Origin of the sequence: Brevundimonas sp. NPDC092305 (genome assembly GCF_044755415.1) — a bacterium.
Taxonomy (GTDB): Bacteria; Pseudomonadota; Alphaproteobacteria; order Caulobacterales; family Caulobacteraceae; genus Brevundimonas.
Map to the genome: position 1 here is coordinate 206,943 of NZ_JBIVQY010000002.1, position 17,756 is coordinate 224,698.

Genomic DNA, 17,756 nt, shown 5'->3' on the forward strand with positions numbered 1-17,756 from the left:
ACTGGAGATAGGCCCGTTCGAGAGGGTTTTCCAGAGAAACGGACTAGGCGCAGGCCGGGCAGCGGCCGTGGGCCTCGACAGTCGTCCGCTCGATCACATAGCCGGCGGTTTTCGCCGCCTGCTCCAGCCCCTCGGCGACGGGGGTCGAGACCTCGGCCGTGGCTCCGCAGCAATCGCAGATCAGGAAGGCGGCGGCGTGGTCGCGGTGGCCCGAGGCGCAGGCCACGTAGGCGCTGATCGAGGCGATGCGGTGCGCCAGTCCCTTGCGCTCCAGAAAGTCGAGCGCGCGATAGACGGTCGGCGGCTTGGCCGGCTGACCGTCCTCGCCGAAGCGGGCGATCAGGTCATAGGCCTTCACCGGCTCGCCGGCCGCCAGCAGGAGCTCGAGCACGCGGCTGCGCGCCGCCGTCATCCGCTCGCCCTCGGCCGTCACGCGGGCGTCCGCCTCTGCGACAGCGCGCGCGACCTCGCCCACCGTCAGCGGCGCGTCGTTATGATGATGATGGCAGGCGTCGCCCATGGCCCAACAGCTAGTCCCTGACCCCTCGCGTCGCAACCGCACTTGACGAGATGTGATGTTATCTCATAACACTTGATCCCTGTCTCGCTTTCCGGATCGCCTCATGTCCCGCCCGCTTATGTCGACCACCGCCCTGCTGACCGTCCTCGCCGCCGCCCTGTCGGGAACCGCCGTGGCGCAGACCGCGCCCCAATCGCGGCCCGAGCCGGTCACCGAGCTGGACGAGGTCATCGTGACCGGCGCGCCCTTCGGCATCAGCGCCCGCGCGACGACGATCGCCACCACAGTGGTGGACGAGGAGATGCTGTCCGTGGCGCCGGCCACCTCGCTGGGCGATCTGGTCAACGGCCTGCCCGGCGTGCGCTCGACCGACTTCGCGCCGGGCGCCAGCCGGCCGGTGATCCGGGGGCTGAGCGGGCCGCGCGTTCAGGTGCTGACCAACGGCATCGGCCTGATCGACGCCAGCTCCGTCTCGCCGGACCACCAGGTCGCGACCGATCCCGCCGAGGCCAACCGCATCGAGATCGTCCGCGGCCCCGCGACCCTCGCCTATGGCGGCGCGGCGATCGGCGGGGTGGTCAATGTGCTGGACGGCCGCATCCCGACCGAGCTGCCCGACGGAATCGACGGCCAGGTTTCAACCCAGGCCTCCAGCGTCGACGACGGCTGGTCCGTCGCCGGCCGCGCGACCGTCGCCTTCGGCCCCGTGGCCGTGAACATCGACGGCGTCAGCAAACAGTCGGACGACTACGACATCCCCTCGCCCGCCCTCTCGCGCCGTCTGGCCGAGGCGGAAGGGATCGACCGCGGCCCGGGCGGGAAGCAGGCGAACAGCTTCTCCGAACTGGACAGCAGGGGCATCGGGGCCTCGCTGATCGGCGACCGGGGCTTTATCGGCGCATCCTACAAGGATCTGTCGTCCACCTATGGCGTCGTCGCCGAGGATGAGGTCTTCATCCAGCTGGACCAGACGCGCGAGGACGTGCGCGGCGAGCTGCGGTTTGACGACGGTCCCTTCCAGAAACTCACCGGCGCCTACGGCCACGCCGATTACACTCACACCGAGTTCGAGGCCCCCGGCGAGCCCGGCACCGTCTTCACCTCCGACGGTCAGGAAGCCCGGTTCGACCTGGTCCAGCGCGCCCGCGACGGCTGGAACGGCGCGATCGGCGTGCAGGCCCTGTCCCGAGACTTCGAGGCCGTCGGCGACGAGGCCTATGTGCCGGCAAGCGTCGTCGATGAGTTCGGCGTCTATACCGTCCAGCGCCTCGACCGGCCGGGCTGGGGTCTGGAGGGCGGCCTGCGTTACGACCGCCGCTCGGTGACCGCGACGCCGCTGTCAGGAGGCGGCGAGGTCGATCGCGAATTCGACAATATCTCCGGCTCCGTCGGCGCCTTCCTGCGGCCGCGTCCCGACCTGTTCCTCGGCCTCAGCCTCGCTCACAACGAGCGCGCGCCCAGCGAGGTCGAGCTGTTCGCCGACGGCCTGCACGTCGCCACCGCCGCCTACGAGACCGGCGACCCGACGCTGGACAAGGAGAAGGTCACGACGCTGGAAGGCACCGTCCACTACGAGGGCGGCCGCTTCCACGGCGACGTTCACGTCTACGCCGCGCGCTACGATGGTTTCATCGACGAACGCCCGACCGGCGCGACCTTCGTCGACGACGGCGAGGAATTCCCGATCTTCCAGTTCCTGCAGACGAACGCCGACTTCGTCGGCTTCGAAACCGAGGGCGGCTACGAATTCTGGTCGGACGGCGACCGGTCGCTGGGGATCGAGGCGGCGGCCGACTATGTGCGGGCAGACACCGACCTCGGCCCCGCGGCGCGCATTCCGCCGTGGAGCGCCAGCGCCCGTCTGGTGTGGGGCTCGCGCCCCTTCGACGCCACGCTGGAAGTCCGCCATGTGGGCGAGCAGGACCGGCTGGCCGACTTCGAACTGGGCACTGACTCCTACACCCTGGTCAACCTGTCCGGAGCGTGGCGACCGTTCGCCGACAAGGGCGTCACAGTGTTCGCCGAAGCGCGCAACCTGACGGATGCAGAGGCCCGCGAACATGTCAGCTTCCTGAAGGACATCGCGCCCCTGCCCGGCCGGAACCTGCGGGTCGGGATCAGCTACCGGTTCTGATTCCGGCCCGGTCACGGCGCCGTTTGCCGCAGGGCCCTGTCTGGGCTAGAAGGCGCGCCTTCCCAGTTCCTCCAGAGCCTCTGCGTTCATGACCGACACCAACTCCTCGCCGCTGACCGGCAACGTTCTGTACTACACCCAGCCGGAGCCGCTGGCCCCGGAAGTGCATGGCAAGCTGGGCGTCGACCCGGTCGACAAGCCCTACGGCTTCGTGGCCAAGAGCCACATCGTGCCGCTGATGGTGACCGAGTTCGCTCCGGCGGCCCTGTCGTATCCGGTGATCTTCGTCGGCGACACCAAACAGCCCGTCGGCGTCATGGGCCTGCGCGCGGAAGAGAACCTGTTCGTCAGCGAGGCGGGCGAGTTCCGCCCCGACGCTTACATCCCCGCCTATGTCCGTCGCTATCCGTTCGTCTTCGCCAACGATGACCAGCAGCAGCGTCTGATCCTGTGCGTCGACCGCGCCGCGCCCTTCATCAAGGAAGGCGGCGCGACCCCGCTGTTCGTCGACGGCCAGCCCTCGCCCTACACCCAGCAGGCGATGGACTTCTGCAACAACTTCGAGACCGAGCGCCAGCGTACCGAGGCGTTCGTGAAGATGCTGACCGACCTCGACCTGTTCGAGACCCGCGACGCCAACTTCACGCCGCGCAATCCGGACGGCACCGCCGGCCCGACGCAGAAGATCGCGGACTTCTTCGCCATCTCCGAAGACAAGCTGAAGGCCCTGCCGATCGAGAAGCTGGCCGAGCTGCGCGACAACGGCGCCCTGGGCCAGATCTACGCCCATCTGGTGTCGCTGCTGGGCTGGGATCGCCTGATCGCCATGACCTTCGAGCGCAACGCCACATTGGTCGCGCCGGCCAACGTCAACTAGGACGCAGCGCCCTCAAGACATCAGGCCCCTTCGGTTCGCCGGAGGGGCCTTTTTCTTATCTGCGTACGAACACCGCGCGGGTCAGGCATGAGAAGATCAATCGGCCTGCCTCATCCAGCAGGTCGTGCTGGGCGATGACGATTCCCTTCTCGTCCCCGACCGGATCCTTGCCCATCACCGTCATCCGGCCCCGCATCAGTTCGCCCGCGGGCGGGTTGCGGGCGAAGCGCAGGCCGTCGACCGCCAGGACCTTGGACTGGGCCCAGCCGGCCGCCTTGTCGGAAAACAGCCGGCTCCACAGCGCGTAGACCATTGCGTCAGGAGCGCCATAGGCGACGTCCCAACCCGGCGAGAATCGTTCGACGAACAGGTCCAGAGCGGCGGCGTCCACAGCGCAGGCCCCCAGGGCGACGACCTCGCCAACGCCCAGATCCTCGAAATGGACGTGCAGCGGCTCGCTCATGGACAGGCTCCTCAGGCCGCGGGCTCTTCCGACACGCGCACCAGCAGCTTGCCGTCGTGATCGCCGGTGAACAAGCGATTCAACGATCCGATGGCGCCTTCCAGCCCGTCGTCGACGTGGACCTTCCATTTCACCCGGCCGTCAGCGAGCATCGGCCCGACCTCGGCGACCATCTCCCGGGCCCGGGCGGCGTAGTCGAGGACGAGGAAGCCCTGCACGTTCAGGCGATGGGTGATGATCCGGCCGAAGTTCGGCGCGGGCGGCATGCGCGTGGCGTTGTAGGACGAGATCAGGCCGCAGACCGCCATCCGGCCGTGAGTCTTCAGACGGTTGAAGACGGCGATCATGATGTCGCCGCCGACGTTCTCGAAATTCATCTCGAAACCGTCGGGGGCCAGCCGATCCAGAGCTTCGCCGACGTCCTCGCCCTTGTAGTCGATGGCGGCGTCGAACCCGAGGTCTTCGGTCAGCCAGCGGCATTTCTCCGGACCGCCTGCAATGCCGATCACGCGTGTTCCCCGCGCCCGGGCGATCTGGCCGGCGATGGACCCCACCGCGCCTGCGGCCGCCGAAATAACGAGCGTTTCGCCGGCTTGGGCCTTCAGCACATCCGTCACCCCGGCCCAGGCGGTCAGGCCCGTCATGCCGAGCACCGACATGTTGGCCGTCAGGGCCAGTCCCGGGAAACGATGCGCCCGCGACGCCTCGCGGTCGCCCACCACGGCATAGTCGGCCCAGCCCCCGGCGGCGGTCGTCACGATGTCGCCGGGTTTAAAGCGCTCGGAACGGCTCTCCTCAACCACACCCAGCGTCAGACCGCGCATCACACCGCCCAACGGCACCGGCGGGAGATAGCCCTCGACGTCGTTCATCCAGGTCCGGTTCGTCGGATCGAGCGACAGATAGATGGTGCGGACCAGCACCTGACCCTCCGCCAATTCGGGGACGGGAGCCTCGACCAGTTCCAGATCGCCGTCCTGAACATCTCCGCGCGGTCGCTGGCGCAGCACCCACTGACGATTGAGACGGGCCATAGGAAGATCTCCGGGTTTTCTTTCAAGACCCATAGTGGCGTCTGATCCGGCGCTGTCCAGTCGAACGCACCGTGGAAATGCGATCGCCTGGACCGACCCGCGATCGATTTTTGCGACAAAGCCCGCCTATTCGACGATCAGGGCCGACGCGGCCATCTGGCGGCGTTTCACCTGCGTGTTACCGAAGGTCGAGGACGCGGGGGCGTCATGGATACCGGAACACCTGAATGAAGACGATCACCACAGCCGCCATCATGGCGGCTCTGATACTGTCCGCCTGCGCGTCGTCGCCCGACCGGATCGAGGGCCAACTCATCTCTCCGATGGTCTATCGCGACTACAGCTGTGACCAAATTCACGCTGACCTCGTTCGCATCGGAAATCGCGTCGATGAGCTGTCCGGTCAGCAGCGCCAACGGGCATCAGAGGACAAATGGACCGTCGGTCTGGGCGTGGTGGTGTTCTGGCCGGCTCTGCTATTGCTCGCGCGCGGTGACAAGGCGTCGGAACTGTCGCGCCTCAAGGGAGAGTATGATGCGCTGAACCTCGCCGCCCTCCAGAAGCAGTGTCTCGGCGCCTGACTGTTAAGAAAAAGGCGGACCGCTGAGGTCCGCCTTAAGTGGCATCATCGAGAATGAGGCGCGGAGGCGACAAGCCGGCATGTGGCCGGCTCAAGTCGGGGGGGCGTCGTCGCCTCCGCAGACCGATAACGAGGCCCCTCAAGAGCGGTTCCACGGCTGTGCGCTTTTTTCACCTGAGCCGGGAATCCGCATACATCCGGAACGGCTCAGCTGGACGCGGCGTTTGACTGCCAGAACGTTTCACAGCTCACGGGAGCCGCGCCATGACCCATGAATCCCCCCACGACAAAGTCGCAGACGCTGTGCATGAGGGCCGGCCGATTGAGGCGCAGTACGTCCGTCAGGGCCGCGGAGGCGTGCGCATCCTGACCCTGCTGGGCATTTCGCTGGCGGCGGTGGCGATCCTGCTGCTGGGAATGTGGTTCCTCAGCAATGGCGGCTTCGCCTCGACCAACGACAACGTCACGGGTCAGGCCGAGGACGCGGCAGCCTTCTCCGAAGAGGCCGCGCCCGTTCCGGACGCCCCCACAACGGCGACCGGCCAGGCCACCGCGCCTTCAGCCGCTGACGCCAACGTCAACGCCGTTCAGACGCGACCCGCGCAGTAAGGCGACTCACAGAAAAAAGGCCCGGTCGCGAGACCGGGCCTTTTGCTTGTGCGGATGCCCGGGATCAGGCGGCTTCCTTCTGACGCGATGGATGGAAGAACAGCGCCTGGCTGATCGCCGCCTTCACCGTCTCCGGCTGGAAGGGCTTGGTGATCAGGAAGGTCGGCTCGGGCCGTTCGCCGGTCAGCAGACGTTCGGGGAAGGCGGTGATGAAGATCACCGGCACGTCGATCCGCTTCAGGATGTCCTTGACCGCGTCGATGCCCGACGAGCCGTCGGCCAGCTGGATGTCGGCCAGCACCAGACCCGGACGGTGGCGGGACACCGCGTCCACAGCTTCGTCGTGCGTGGTGGCGGTGCCGGTCACGCGGTGACCCAGTTCTTTCACCAGGCTCTCAATGTCGGCCGAGATGATGGCCTCGTCCTCGATGATCAGAACGTCGGTCGCCAGTTCGGCGTCGATGTCGGACTGGGCTTCAGCGATCAGGCGCTCGACGTCGAAAGCGTCGGCGTCAAGGATCTGGGCGGCTTCGGAGGGCGTGAAGCCTTCCAGCGCCGTCAGCAGGAATGCCTGCCGCGATTTGGGTGCGATGCGCATCAGGCGCTGCGAAGCGTCGTCGCGCGCGTCCAGTCCGCTCTTGTCTTCCAGCTGGGCGCCGGTCGAGGCCCAGATGGCGTGGAACACATGATACAGGGCGACGCGGGGCGTCATGTCCGCGGGCAGCTGGCGCTCTCCGGCGGCCAGCGCCTCTAGGGCGACACGAACGTAATTGTCTCCGGTAATCTGGTCGCCGGTCAGCGCACGGGCGTAACGACGGACGTAGGGCAGGTGCGGCGCAAGACGGGCCAGCAGGCTCATATGAAAAGTCCCCGACTTAGAACGGCCAAGCTGGGCCGCGACAATCTCCACAAACGTCTCGCCAGCATCCGGGTTCCCTCGGAGATCGGCAAGCTTGAGCATTAATCTGTTGTAATATGGGAACCGCGGCCAGACGCTGGCGTTTGGGGCGATCAGAGCAGCGTCAGGGTGGCGGCATTTTTTCGATGACAGACAATTCAAATCCCCCCGGGAAGCCGGTCCGGGGGGCCGGCCTCGAAGAGGCGAGACTGCGCCAGCAGGCCATCGGCGTGAAGCTGCGTCACATGTTCGATGAAGTCGTGAACGAGCCCGTTCCCGACGAGTTCCTGGACATCCTGCGCCGTGCCGACGAGCGTTCGTCGGGCGGGGAGGGCGCATGACCTCCAGCGCGCCCCCCAAGCCGCCCTCGGCCGACGACAAGGCCTTCAAGACAGAGCTGGTGACCCTGATCCCGCATCTGCGCGCTTTCGCGCGGACGCTGACCGGCGATCCGACCGCTGCTGACGATCTGGCCCAGGACGCCATGATGAAGGCGTGGGACGCCCGCGCCAGCTATCAGATGGGCACCAACATGAAGGCCTGGACCTTCATGATCCTGCGCAACCAGTTCTATTCGGAAAAGCGCCGCTCATGGCGTCAGTCGCAGCTTGACCAGGAAGCCGCCGAGCGGACGCTGGTCGCCGTCGACGATCCGGAGTCTCCGGTCGCCCTGGACGAGCTTCGCCTGGCGCTCGCCACCCTGCCCGAGGAGCAGCGCGAGGCGCTGATCCTCGTCGGCGCCGGAGGCTTCGCCTACGAGGAAGCGGCCGACATCTGCAACTGCGCCGTGGGCACGGTGAAAAGCCGCGTCTCCCGGGCGCGAAAGGCCTTGCAGGCCACGCTGGAACGCGGCGGGTACGCCCGTGACGGCAGGGCCGCTGGCGACGCCATGCGGTCGATTCTGGCCGCGGCGGATCGTCTGAGCGGCGTCCGGCAGGGCTGAGCGCGTGGTCCGGCTGGGACGCGTGCTCGGTCGGGGCCTCGCCCCGCCAAAGTTTCAGGGCATCCGCTTCCGGCTGGGCGTCGCACTGGCCATCGCCCTGCTGCCGATCCTCGCGATCGGGGCATGGCAGACCCAGTCCCGTTTCCATGTCCAGGACGCCGAACGGCGATCCGACCTGCAACTCGCCGCGGATCGCTCGGCCGCCAACGCCAAGGCGCGGCTCGACAGCACGACCATCATGCTTCAGGCGCTTCGACCTGAGGCGCTGGAGCTGTTCTGCGAGCCTCGCCTGACGGGTCTGGTGCAGCGCCTTGATGATCTGGACGGCCTGGCGAGGTTGACCACCACAGGCGCCACCGTCTGCGCCTCCCGCGGACTTGGCGCGAACCAGCCGCCGTGGCTCACCGGAGCCCGCAACAGCCCGTGGTTCCAGCGCCTGCGCGCAGGCGAGGACACCGTGCTGGCTCGCGCTCCGCCACAGAACGGCCAGCCCCCCAGCCTGATCGTCGCCATCCGTCTCGAACGTCCCCTCGGCGCCTTCGACGGCGTCATGCTGGCCCTGATCCCGCTGGCCAGTCTGCAGCCGGATGTCGACGACCCGGCCCTTCCGGTCGGCGCCGAGACCGCGCTGACCGACGCGGACGGTCGTATCCTGACCGCCACCGACCTGCACGCCTTCACCCTTGAGGACGGCAGGACGATCGAGGGGTGGGTCGGACGCGCCCGCGCCGACGCCTCGGCCATCTTCGAAGCCGACGACGCGCGCGGCCGGCACCGCGTCTATGCCGGCGCGGCGCTGGCGGGCCGCGACGTCTACGCCCTCCTGTCCGCCCCCGCGCCCGGCATTCTCTCATGGGCGCGGCTGAACCCGGTCAGCGCCCTGCTGATGCCGCTGCTCGCCTGGGTGCTGGCCTTCGTCGCGGTGATGTGGGTGTCGGAGCGGATCGTGGTCCGCTGGCTGCTGTATCTGGAACGCGTCGCCGCCATCTACGCCCGCGGCCGCTTCAATGTCCGTCCGGTGCAGGCCATGAACGCGCCGGCCGAGATCCGGACGCTGGCCCGTACGCTGGACGAACTGGCCGAAAACATCACCACCCGTGACGCCGCCCTGACCGCTTCGCTCAGCGACAAGGACGCGCTGATGCGCGAGATCCATCACCGGGTGAAGAACAACCTGCAGATCATCTCGTCCCTGCTGTCGATGCAGCAACGCAGCCTGACCGACGCCCCGGCCAAGGCCGCCGTGGGCGACACCCGCCAGCGGATCGCGGCGCTCGCGCTTATCTATCGCACCCTCTACCAGAGCGATGACCTGCGCTACGCCGACGCCCGCATCTTCCTGACCGAGCTGGTCGGTCAACTGGTAGCGGCGGAAGCGATGAAGGGGCCGCTGGTCACTTCGTCGGTGGAGGCGGACTCCCTGATCGTCGACCCCGACAAGCTGGCCCCGTTGGCCTTGTGGCTGGTCGAGGCGGTGACCAACGCCCAGAAGCACGCGTTCGCCGGACGGGGCGGCGCCCTGAAAGTCCGGTTCAAGGTCAACGGCGACACCAGCGTGCTGGAGGTCGAGGACGACGGACCGGGCGTTGCGGAGACCCTGCAGACGGGGGTCGGCAGCACCCTGATGGGCGCCTTCGCCAAACAGCTCCGAGGGTCGGCCGAGATGGTCCCCTCCCCTACCGGAGGCGCGATCGCACGCATGACATTCGCCACGCCGGAAGCCGTTGTGCCGACAGACCCGTCAGACCTTGGAACCACAGCTGCGCGGTGACGTTGTTCTGCCGAGGCCACCTCCCCGGCCAGCAGGAGATTGCGAAATGCGCAAGATATTCGTCCTTTTCGCCGCCGCAGCCGCTTTGACGACCGCCGCGTGCAACACCGTCGCCGGCGTGGGCCGTGACACGTCGGCCGCCGGCAGCGCCGTCACCGGCGCCGCGGAAGAAGCCAAGAACTAAGCGGTTCCCGGCCACGTTTTCCCCGAGACGTGGTGCGGTTGAAAAAGGCCCGCCGGCTCCCCCGCCGGCGGGCCTTCGCCTGTCCGGAACCTGACGATTGCGTCCCCCCGCCTGACGCCGCTAGCATCAGCGGGCAGGCGTCCGCCAGATGACGCCGCGGGGAGCGAACATGACCGATACGACCGAAGCCGCGCGTCCGGAAAAGGGCCCAGGACTCCGAACCGTGGTGACTGCGTCCGCCGCCGGCACGGCGTTCGAGTGGTATGACTTCTTCGTCTTCGGCTCGCTGACCACCATCATCGCCCGTCACTTCTTCGCCGATGCGGGCGAGACGGTCAGCTACATCATGGCCCTGCTGACCTTCGGGCTCGGGTTCGTGGTCCGGCCCCTGGGCGCGCTGGTCTTCGGCTGGTTCGGCGACAAGACCGGCCGCAAGACCACCTTCCTCGTGACCATCACAATGATGGGTCTGGCCACCGTCGCGATCGGCTTGCTTCCCGACTATGGCCAGATCGGTCTGGCTGCGCCGATCCTGCTGTTGCTGATGCGCGTGTTGCAGGGCTTCGCCCTTGGGGGCGAGTATGGCGGGGCGGCCATCTATGTAGCCGAGCACTCGCCGCGTGAACGCCGCGGCGGCCTGACCGGCTGGATCCAGACCACCGCCGCCATGGGCCTGATCGGCGCGCTGGCCGTCATCATCATCACGCGCGCGATCCTGGGCGTCGAGGCGTTCGATGAATGGGGCTGGCGCATTCCCTTCCTGCTGTCGGCCCTGCTGCTGATCGTGTCGCTCTGGATCCGGCTGAAGCTGAACGAAAGCCCGGCCTACAAGCGGATGGAGGAGGAAGGCGGCGCGCGGCGCACGCCTTATCGCGAGGCCTTCCTGACCTGGAAGAACGGTCGCTTCGTCCTGATCGCCCTGTTCGGGATCATGATCGCCCAGGGTGCAGTCTGGTACTGCGGATATTTCTACACGCGCTTCTTCATGGAGCGGGTGCTGAAGGTGGATACGAACACCGTCGACCAGCTGGTGCTGGCCGTCACCATCGCCTCCGCCGGGCTCTACGTCTTCTTCGGCTGGCTGTCAGACCGGCTGGGTCGCAAGCCGGTCATGCTGTTCGGCATGATCCTGGCGCTCGTCTCCTTCTTCCCCGGCTTCCACGCCCTGACGCGCGCCGCCAATCCCGCTCTGGCAGAGGCCCAGGCCGCGGCGCCGGTGACCGTTGTCGCCGACCCCGCCGCGTGCGCGCTTCAGTTCGACCCCATCGGCAAGGCCGCCTTCTCCAGCTCCTGCGATATCGCCAAGAGCGTGCTGTCCAACGCCGGCGTCTCGTACCGCAACGTCGCGGCCCCGGCCGGGTCGGTCGCGGCGGTCCGGGTGGGCGGCGCCGAGGTTGCGTCGGTCGAAGGCGGCGCGCTTGACCCCGCTGGCCTCAAGGAGGCCCGCTCGGACGTGGAAACCCGCATCAAGACGGCCCTGACCGAAGCCGGCTATCCAACGAAGGCGGACCCGGCGCGGCTGAACTGGCCGCTGACCTTCGCCATCCTGATGCTGTTCATGGTCGCCGCGACCGCTCTGTACGGCCCACAGGCGGCGGCGCTGGTCGAACTGTTCCCGACCCGGGTGCGCTATACGGCGATGAGCCTGCCCTACAACATCGGCACCGGCTGGGTCGGCGGCCTGCTGCCCGCTGCCAGCTTCGCGCTCGTCGCGGCGTCGGGGAACATCTACTTCGGGCTCTGGTACTCGGTGGCCTTCACCGTCATCGCCGTGCTGGTCACCCTGATCTGGCTGCCGGAAACGAAGGGACGTGATCTGGACACGATGGCCGACTGACGCGTTATCTGTCGGCAGCCTCCCACGGACGACAGACATGAACACCAAGGCCCGCGACGCCGGATTGAAGCTCCTGCGCGAACACGCCCTAATCGCCGGCGAAGCGATCGGGGTTTCCGGCGAGGGGATCGCCGTCGACGATCCTGCCACCGGCGAGATTATCGGCCGCATCCCCGACCTCGGCGTCGCGGAGACGGAGCGCGCCATTCAGGCCGCTCATGACGCCTTCCCCGGCTGGTCCCGGTCCGACCCGCACAAGCGCGCGGCCTTCCTGCGCGAATGGGCCCGGCTGATCGACGAAAACACCGAAGGCCTTGGCGCCCTGATGGCGCTAGAGAACGGCAAGCCGTTCGAGGAGGCCAAGGGCGAGGTCGCCTACGCCAACGGTTTCATCAAATGGTTCGCCGGAGAGGCCGAACGCATCCTCGGCGAAACGCAGGACAGCCCGCTGGGCCATGTCATCCTGACTTTCCGCGAGGCGGTCGGCCCCTGCGCCCTGATTACGCCGTGGAACTTCCCCGCCGCCATGCTGACCCGCAAGCTGGGCCCCGCCTTCGCCGCCGGCTGCACCGCCGTGGTCAAGCCCGCGAGCCAGACGCCATTCACCGCCATCGCCCTGGCCGAACTGGCCTATGCCGCCGGCCTGCCGAAGGGCGCGCTCAGCGTCGTCACCGGCGACGCCGCCACGATCGGCGGCGTGCTGACCGCCTCGCCTCTGATCCGCAAGCTCAGCTTCACCGGCTCGACCCCGGTTGGCCGCAAACTGGCCGAGCAATGCGCCCCGACGCTGAAACGGGTCTCGATGGAGCTTGGCGGCGCCGCACCCCTGATCGTCTTCGCTGACGCCGATCTGGATCAGGCCGTGGCCGAGACCATCAGGGGCAAGTTCCGCAACTCGGGCCAGACCTGCGTCTGCCCGAACCGCGTCTATGTCGAGGCCTCGGTCGCGGAAGCCTACGCTCACAAACTCGCGGCGGAGGTGGCGAAGATCCCGGTGGGCGCCGCCTTCGAGGACGGTGTGAAGGTCGGTCCGCTGATCGAGAACAAGGCGATCGCCAAGGTCGAGGATCACCTGAAACGGGTGCAGGCCTCGGGCGGCAAGGTCCTGACCGGGGGCGCTCGCCACGAGCTCGGCGGCCGCTTCTTCCAGCCCACCGTCACCCTCGGCGGCGACGACAAGCTGTTCCGCGAGGAAGAGACCTTCGGCCCCCTGATCCCCGTCTTTCCCTTCGACAGCGAGCAAGAGATTCTGGAGAAGGCCAACGACAGCGAGTTCGGCCTCGCCTCCTACCTGTTCACCCGCGACCTCGACCGCGCCATGCGCATCGGGCGCCGGATCGAGGCGGGCATGATCGGCATCAACACCGGCCTGATCTCCACCGCCGTCGCCCCCTTCGGCGGAGTCAAGCAGTCCGGCTACGGCCGCGAGGGCTCGACCCACGGCATCGAGGAATATGTGGACATCAAGCAGGTCACGCTGGCGCTGAAATAGGCGTCAGTCCGCCCGTTCCAGATCGGTCTTCAGGCGATCCAGCACGTCCACGGCGCGAGCGGCGTGCGGGCCGATCCAGCGATCGTGCACCTGCTTGATCGGCAGCGGGTTGAGGTGGTTCCACCGCTCCCGCCCCTTGCGCTGGACGATGATCAGATCTGCGCCCTCCAGCACCTTCAGATGCTGCATCACCGTGCAGCGGTCCAGCGGGCTGAAGCGCTCGCAAAGCGCCCCCGTCGTCTGCGGCGCGTCCTTCAGGGCATCCAGCATCGCCCGCCGCACGCCGGCCGACAGCGCCTTGAAAACCGCGTCCTGATTCGCCTCGCTTGACATGTTATAAGAATATAACATTATGCCGGCCGAACAAGGAGCGAGACCGATGGATCTGAAGTTCAAGGTGTCCGGCCGCATCGCCCGCCCCGTCGAGGAGGTCTTCGAGGCCGTCGCGGACCCGGCGAAGCTGTCGAACTATTTCACCACCGGCGGCGCCGTCGGACGGCTGGAAACCGGCAAGACCGTTCAGTGGGAGTTCGCCGACTTCCCCGGCGCCTTCCCGGTCGAGGTGATCGAGGTCGAGAAGAACCGCCGCATCGTCCTCAGCTGGGAAGCCAACGACGGCCCGCCCGACGACGGACAGCCGGTCGTCGGCGCCGCCTATATGACCACCGTCGTCTTCACCTTCGAACCGCTGGACGACGGCCGGACGCTGGTGACGATCGAAGAAGGCGGCTGGCGCGAGACCCCGACGGGCCTCAAGGCCGCCTTCGGCAACTGTCAGGGCTGGTCACAGATGCTTGCGGCCCTGAAGGTCTGGGTCGAGCACGGTATCAATCTGCGCGAAGGATTTTACGTCTGAGCCTCAGGTGAAGGCCCAACTTGGGCCCTCGCTGTCGGCTGGCGGCGGCGCCTTACGTCGGACCGTCAGACGAACCCGGGCCTGACGACCCGAAGCCAAAGGGCGCAGCCGCGAGACCACGGTCCCGACCCGCGCGCCGGTGGCCCTGACCAGCGGTCTGAGCCGGGTGTTGGCGGCGATCAGGCTGACGGCGGCGGCGGCTTCGACATAGGCGAGGATGTCTCCGGCCGCGAGCAGGGCCAGTTCCACAGGCAGCAACTGGATCATCAGCAGAGCCCCGGCGACAATGATCGCGCTGCGCAGGGCCGAGCCGGAGAAGGCATCAACGAACCAGCCGGTGATGCGATCAGCGACCCGGCGGTCCACCAGCGCCGCGCCCGCGAACACGACGACCACGACGGGCAGCAAGATCCCACCGCCTCTTGTGACCGCTACGACCAGCCAAAAGATCCCGAGCAGAAAAATCCCGCTCCAGCGCACCGTCCGCCCCATGGTCCGTCCCTGTGGTAGCTCCGCCATGGAAGTGGGGCTTTAAGGGTGGGATGCAAATCAGACGGGCAGCGCCCCGCGCTTGACCACTGTCCGCATCGCCACGCTGGACGACACCCGGGTCACGCCCGGTATGCGCGTCAATTCGCGCGAATGGACCCGTTCCAGATCGTCGACGTCGCGCACGACCAGCCGCAACAGATAGTCGGAGCCGCCGGTCATCAGATAACACTCGACCACCTCCGGCACCGTCGCGATCGCGGTCTCGAAGGCGGTCAGCGAGGCCTCGGCCTGCGAGGACAGGGTCACCGTCACGAAGACGCTGATCGGCAGGCCCACGGCCCGCTCGTTGATGATGGCGGCGTAGCGGCTGATGACGCCCTCGGCTTCCAGCGCCCGAAGGCGGCGAAGGCAGGCGCTCTCGGACAGGTTCACGGTCCGGGCCAGATCGGCATTGGTCATACGGCCGTCACCCTGCAGGGCGCGGATCATTCGACGATCGGTGTCATCCAGAGTAACGGCGGAAATCGTCTTCAATGGCGGCCTCGTTCGCAGATTCTGCGACTGTACGGCATTCACTCGCCGAAAAGAACAGGAACCTGCGCGCGCCTCATCGCTAGATTGCGCGCGAAACGCGGCCGCCGCAGAGTGAGCCCGTCACCCCATCGGCAGAGGAAACAGGCCCATGCGCGTCGGCGTCCCCAAGGAGATCAAGAAGAACGAACACCGCATCGGCCTGACGCCGACCGCGGTGCGCGAATACGTCGCCCATGGCCACACCGTCTCGATCGAGACCGGCGCCGGTCTGGGCGCGGGCTTCACCGACGCCGATTACACCAAGGCGGGCGCGAAGATCGTGGCCGATGCGAAGACGATCTTCGCCGACAACGACATGATCGTGAAGGTGAAGGAGCCCCAGAAGGTCGAGTGGGAAATGCTCCGCGAGGACCAGATCCTGTTCACCTACCTGCACCTCGCGCCCGATCCCGAGCAGACCAGGGGTCTGATCGCCTCGAAATGCGCGGCCGTGGCCTATGAGACCGTGACCAATGCCCAGGGCGGCCTGCCGCTGCTGGCGCCGATGTCGGAAGTCGCCGGCCGGATCGCCGTCTTCTCCGCCGCCGAGACCCTGCTGAAGCACAACGGCGGCATGGGCCTGCTGTTCTGCGGCGTCCCGGGCGTGGCCCCGGCTCGGGTGCTGGTTCTGGGCGGCGGCGTCGTCGGCCTGAACTCGGCGCGTATGGCCATGGGGCTGGGCGCCGAGGTGGTGGTGCTGGAACGCTCCATCCCGCGCATGGCCTATATCGACGAAGTCACCGGCGGCCGGGTCATCACCCGCTACTCCTCGATCGGCGCGATCGAGGAAGAGGCGCTGAAGGCCGACGTGGTCATCGGCGCCGTGCTGGTCCCGGGCGCCGAGGCGCCCAAGCTGATCAAGAAAGATATGCTCAAGAGGATGAAGCCCGGCTCGGTGCTGGTCGACGTCGCCATCGACCAGGGCGGCTGTTTCGAGACCAGCCACGCCACTACTCACGAGGACCCGACCTACACGGTCGACGGCGTCGTCCACTATTGCGTCGCCAACATGCCGGGCGCCGCCCCGCGCACCTCGTCGGAAGCCCTGAACAACGCCACCCTGCCCTTCGGTCTGGCGTTGGCGAACAAGGGTCTGGACGCGCTGAAGGACAACCCGCACCTCGCGCGTGGCCTGAACGTGCTGAAGGGCGAGATCACCTATCCCGCCGTCGCCGAGGCGATGGGCCTCGGCTGGAGCGATCCCTACGGCGTCTGGGCCAAGGCGTAAGCGTTCCGCAGGCGGTCTCCGCGGAGGCCGCCTGTAAATCGCCGTCCATCTGCGGCATAAGCGCGGCTCAAGCAGCGAGCGACCGCGTCGCGAGCGGTAGCCACACTCAGAATGCTCGCCGAATGAAGTTTCTCGACCAGGCCAAGATCTACATCCGTTCCGGCAACGGCGGCGGCGGAGCCGTGTCGTTCCGGCGCGAGAAATTCATCCCCAACGGCGGCCCCGACGGCGGCGACGGCGGCAAGGGCGGGGACGTCTGGATCGTCGCGACCGAGGGTCTGAACACCCTGATCGACTTCCGCTATCAGCAGCATTTCAAGGCCCAGACCGGCCACCACGGACAGGGTCGCCAGATGCATGGCGGCAAGGGCGAGGACGTGATCCTGAAGGTCCCGGTCGGCACCCAGGTGCTGGACGAGGACAAGGAGACGGTGCTGCTGGACATGGACCATGTCGGCAAGACCGAGATGCTGCTGCGCGGGGGCAACGGGGGCTGGGGCAACGTCCGCTTCAAGGGCCCGTCCAACCAGGCGCCGAAATACGCCAACCCCGGTCAGGAAGGTCAGGAGCGCTGGGTCTGGCTGCGCCTGAAGCTGATCGCCGACATCGGTCTGGCGGGTCTGCCCAACGCCGGCAAGTCGACCTTCCTCGCGGCCTCGTCGGCGGCGCGACCCAAGATCGCGGATTATCCCTTCACCACCTTGGCCCCAAACCTCGGGGTCGTCGACCTGAGCCCGTCGGAACGGTTCGTCATCGCCGACATCCCCGGTCTGATCGAGGGCGCTCATGAAGGCGCCGGGATCGGCACCCGCTTCCTCGGCCACGTCGAGCGCACCGCCAGCCTGATCCACCTGATCGATGGCACGCAGGAAGATGTCGGCAAGGCCTACCGCATCATCCGCCACGAACTGGAAGCCTATGGCGAAGGCCTCGCCGAAAAGACCGAGATTCTCGCCCTCAACAAGATCGACGCCATGACGCCCGAGATGCGTCAGGAGAAGGCCGCCGAGCTTGAGGCCGTCGCCGGTCGCCGCCCCCTGTTGGTCTCCGGCGTGTCGGGCGAGGGCGTCACCGACGTCCTGCGCGCCGCCTGGATCGAGGTCCGCAAGACCCGTGGGGACATCGCCGTCGTAGACGACGAGGAAGTCGAGATCGAAACCCCCGGCGGCTGGGCGCCGTAGCGACCGCGCGAACACCGTGTTAGGTCACTCCTGAGCATAAGTCCGCGCGAGCCCGCCTTGTCCTTCTTCCACGCCGGTCCCGCG

The 17,756-nt window shown here is 67.4% G+C and carries 20 protein-coding genes; 13 read left to right on the plus strand and 7 right to left on the minus strand.

Translation table 11 applies throughout. The features are described 5' to 3' along the window. Window positions 1–43: 43 nt before the first annotated feature. Window positions 44–520, minus strand: a complete 477-nt coding sequence (locus ACIQC9_RS11555) for a Fur family transcriptional regulator (RefSeq protein WP_400615931.1) — start codon at window positions 518–520, stop codon at window positions 44–46. Window positions 521–623: 103 nt separating this feature from the next. Between ACIQC9_RS11555 and ACIQC9_RS11560 the strand changes: the two genes are divergently transcribed. Next, window positions 624–2,654, plus strand: coding sequence for a TonB-dependent receptor (locus tag ACIQC9_RS11560; protein WP_400615934.1), 2,031 nt, complete (start codon window positions 624–626; stop codon window positions 2,652–2,654). A gap of 88 nt (window positions 2,655–2,742) precedes the next feature. Continuing rightward, window positions 2,743–3,531, plus strand: a complete 789-nt coding sequence (locus ACIQC9_RS11565; RefSeq protein ID WP_400615936.1) for a SapC family protein — start codon at window positions 2,743–2,745, stop codon at window positions 3,529–3,531. 55 nt (window positions 3,532–3,586) lie between these two features. Here ACIQC9_RS11565 and ACIQC9_RS11570 read toward each other — a convergent pair whose 3' ends face one another. Both ACIQC9_RS11570 and ACIQC9_RS11575 read right to left on the minus strand, forming a co-directional pair. Next, on the minus strand, window positions 3,587–3,994 hold the full coding sequence (locus ACIQC9_RS11570; protein WP_400615938.1) for an acyl dehydratase: 408 nt from the start codon (window positions 3,992–3,994) through the stop codon (window positions 3,587–3,589). Window positions 3,995–4,005: 11 nt separating this feature from the next. Further along, window positions 4,006–5,028: an NADP-dependent oxidoreductase gene (locus ACIQC9_RS11575; RefSeq protein WP_400615940.1), complete on the minus strand. Its 1,023-nt coding sequence runs from the start codon at window positions 5,026–5,028 to the stop codon at window positions 4,006–4,008. Window positions 5,029–5,255: 227 nt separating this feature from the next. On the opposite strand from ACIQC9_RS11575, the gene ACIQC9_RS11580 reads away from it, so the two are divergent. Together ACIQC9_RS11580 and ACIQC9_RS11585 are read left to right on the plus strand one after the other, a co-directional pair. Next, the gene (locus tag ACIQC9_RS11580) at window positions 5,256–5,609 is read left to right on the plus strand and encodes a hypothetical protein (protein ID WP_400615942.1); all 354 of its coding nucleotides are present in this window, start codon (window positions 5,256–5,258) and stop codon (window positions 5,607–5,609) included. Between the two features lie 263 nt (window positions 5,610–5,872). Then, window positions 5,873–6,217 (plus strand): hypothetical protein, encoded by a 345-nt coding sequence (locus tag ACIQC9_RS11585; protein WP_400615945.1) that lies wholly within the window; start codon window positions 5,873–5,875, stop codon window positions 6,215–6,217. Window positions 6,218–6,281: 64 nt separating this feature from the next. On the opposite strand, the gene ACIQC9_RS11590 is transcribed toward ACIQC9_RS11585, so the two are convergent. After that, window positions 6,282–7,076 carry a response regulator gene (locus tag ACIQC9_RS11590; protein WP_400615948.1) on the minus strand — a complete coding sequence of 265 codons (795 nt, stop codon included), beginning with the start codon at window positions 7,074–7,076 and terminating at the stop codon, window positions 6,282–6,284. 185 nt (window positions 7,077–7,261) lie between these two features. Here ACIQC9_RS11590 and ACIQC9_RS11595 point away from each other — a divergent pair, with 185 nt between their 5' ends. The 6 genes from ACIQC9_RS11595 to ACIQC9_RS11620 all read left to right on the plus strand — a co-directional run bounded on the left by ACIQC9_RS11595 (window position 7,262) and on the right by ACIQC9_RS11620 (window position 13,342). Then, on the plus strand, window positions 7,262–7,456 hold the full coding sequence (locus ACIQC9_RS11595; protein ID WP_400615950.1) for a NepR family anti-sigma factor: 195 nt from the start codon (window positions 7,262–7,264) through the stop codon (window positions 7,454–7,456). Next, a complete protein-coding gene (locus ACIQC9_RS11600) occupies window positions 7,453–8,058 on the plus strand; it encodes a sigma-70 family RNA polymerase sigma factor (protein WP_400615953.1) in 606 nt (201 codons plus the stop codon). The genes ACIQC9_RS11595 and ACIQC9_RS11600 overlap by 4 nt, the downstream gene beginning before the upstream one ends. Before the next feature lie 4 nt (window positions 8,059–8,062). Next, on the plus strand, window positions 8,063–9,829 hold the full coding sequence (locus ACIQC9_RS11605; protein WP_400615956.1) for a sensor histidine kinase: 1,767 nt from the start codon (window positions 8,063–8,065) through the stop codon (window positions 9,827–9,829). Between the two features lie 46 nt (window positions 9,830–9,875). Beyond that, the gene (locus tag ACIQC9_RS11610; protein WP_400615959.1) at window positions 9,876–10,013 is read left to right on the plus strand and encodes an entericidin A/B family lipoprotein; all 138 of its coding nucleotides are present in this window, start codon (window positions 9,876–9,878) and stop codon (window positions 10,011–10,013) included. Between the two features lie 169 nt (window positions 10,014–10,182). Beyond that, window positions 10,183–11,850: an MFS transporter gene (locus tag ACIQC9_RS11615; RefSeq protein ID WP_400615961.1), complete on the plus strand. Its 1,668-nt coding sequence runs from the start codon at window positions 10,183–10,185 to the stop codon at window positions 11,848–11,850. A gap of 37 nt (window positions 11,851–11,887) precedes the next feature. Further along, on the plus strand, window positions 11,888–13,342 hold the full coding sequence (locus ACIQC9_RS11620) for an NAD-dependent succinate-semialdehyde dehydrogenase (protein WP_400615963.1): 1,455 nt from the start codon (window positions 11,888–11,890) through the stop codon (window positions 13,340–13,342). Between the two features lie 3 nt (window positions 13,343–13,345). On the opposite strand, the gene ACIQC9_RS11625 is transcribed toward ACIQC9_RS11620, so the two are convergent. Then, complete coding sequence (locus ACIQC9_RS11625) at window positions 13,346–13,675, minus strand: ArsR/SmtB family transcription factor (protein ID WP_400615965.1); 330 nt, start codon at window positions 13,673–13,675, stop codon at window positions 13,346–13,348. Window positions 13,676–13,721: 46 nt separating this feature from the next. Between ACIQC9_RS11625 and ACIQC9_RS11630 the strand changes: the two genes are divergently transcribed. Beyond that, window positions 13,722–14,198, plus strand: a complete 477-nt coding sequence (locus ACIQC9_RS11630) for an SRPBCC family protein (protein WP_400615967.1) — start codon at window positions 13,722–13,724, stop codon at window positions 14,196–14,198. Between the two features lie 3 nt (window positions 14,199–14,201). Here ACIQC9_RS11630 and ACIQC9_RS11635 read toward each other — a convergent pair whose 3' ends face one another. Continuing rightward, window positions 14,202–14,606 carry a hypothetical protein gene (locus tag ACIQC9_RS11635; RefSeq protein WP_400615970.1) on the minus strand — a complete coding sequence of 135 codons (405 nt, stop codon included), beginning with the start codon at window positions 14,604–14,606 and terminating at the stop codon, window positions 14,202–14,204. 141 nt (window positions 14,607–14,747) lie between these two features. Beyond that, window positions 14,748–15,215, minus strand: coding sequence for an Lrp/AsnC family transcriptional regulator (locus ACIQC9_RS11640; protein ID WP_400617337.1), 468 nt, complete (start codon window positions 15,213–15,215; stop codon window positions 14,748–14,750). Window positions 15,216–15,372: 157 nt separating this feature from the next. Here ACIQC9_RS11640 and ald point away from each other — a divergent pair, with 157 nt between their 5' ends. Further along, window positions 15,373–16,491: an alanine dehydrogenase gene (ald, locus tag ACIQC9_RS11645; protein WP_400615972.1), complete on the plus strand. Its 1,119-nt coding sequence runs from the start codon at window positions 15,373–15,375 to the stop codon at window positions 16,489–16,491. Between the two features lie 122 nt (window positions 16,492–16,613). Next, complete coding sequence (gene obgE, locus ACIQC9_RS11650) at window positions 16,614–17,672, plus strand: GTPase ObgE (RefSeq protein ID WP_400615974.1); 1,059 nt, start codon at window positions 16,614–16,616, stop codon at window positions 17,670–17,672. Window positions 17,673–17,756 lie beyond the last annotated feature (84 nt).

Bases quoted from the DNA above. Each gene is read 5' to 3' on its own strand.
- ACIQC9_RS11600 (WP_400615953.1), top strand. From the start codon at position 7,453: ATGACCTCCAGCGCGCCCCCCAAGCCGCCCTCGGCCGACGACAAGGCC.
- ACIQC9_RS11565 (WP_400615936.1), top strand. From the start codon at position 2,743: ATGACCGACACCAACTCCTCGCCGCTGACCGGCAACGTTCTGTACTAC.
- ACIQC9_RS11630 (WP_400615967.1), top strand. From the start codon at position 13,722: ATGGATCTGAAGTTCAAGGTGTCCGGCCGCATCGCCCGCCCCGTCGAG.
- ACIQC9_RS11555 (WP_400615931.1), bottom strand. From the start codon at position 520: ATGGGCGACGCCTGCCATCATCATCATAACGACGCGCCGCTGACGGTG.
- ACIQC9_RS11575 (WP_400615940.1), bottom strand. From the start codon at position 5,028: ATGGCCCGTCTCAATCGTCAGTGGGTGCTGCGCCAGCGACCGCGCGGA.
- ACIQC9_RS11590 (WP_400615948.1), bottom strand. From the start codon at position 7,076: ATGAGCCTGCTGGCCCGTCTTGCGCCGCACCTGCCCTACGTCCGTCGT.
- ACIQC9_RS11585 (WP_400615945.1), top strand. From the start codon at position 5,873: ATGACCCATGAATCCCCCCACGACAAAGTCGCAGACGCTGTGCATGAG.
- ACIQC9_RS11615 (WP_400615961.1), top strand. From the start codon at position 10,183: ATGACCGATACGACCGAAGCCGCGCGTCCGGAAAAGGGCCCAGGACTC.
- ACIQC9_RS11560 (WP_400615934.1), top strand. From the start codon at position 624: ATGTCCCGCCCGCTTATGTCGACCACCGCCCTGCTGACCGTCCTCGCC.
- ACIQC9_RS11610 (WP_400615959.1), top strand. From the start codon at position 9,876: ATGCGCAAGATATTCGTCCTTTTCGCCGCCGCAGCCGCTTTGACGACC.
- ACIQC9_RS11580 (WP_400615942.1), top strand. From the start codon at position 5,256: ATGAAGACGATCACCACAGCCGCCATCATGGCGGCTCTGATACTGTCC.
- ACIQC9_RS11620 (WP_400615963.1), top strand. From the start codon at position 11,888: ATGAACACCAAGGCCCGCGACGCCGGATTGAAGCTCCTGCGCGAACAC.
- ald (WP_400615972.1), top strand. From the start codon at position 15,373: ATGCGCGTCGGCGTCCCCAAGGAGATCAAGAAGAACGAACACCGCATC.
- ACIQC9_RS11570 (WP_400615938.1), bottom strand. From the start codon at position 3,994: ATGAGCGAGCCGCTGCACGTCCATTTCGAGGATCTGGGCGTTGGCGAG.
- ACIQC9_RS11625 (WP_400615965.1), bottom strand. From the start codon at position 13,675: ATGTCAAGCGAGGCGAATCAGGACGCGGTTTTCAAGGCGCTGTCGGCC.
- obgE (WP_400615974.1), top strand. From the start codon at position 16,614: ATGAAGTTTCTCGACCAGGCCAAGATCTACATCCGTTCCGGCAACGGC.
- ACIQC9_RS11595 (WP_400615950.1), top strand. From the start codon at position 7,262: ATGACAGACAATTCAAATCCCCCCGGGAAGCCGGTCCGGGGGGCCGGC.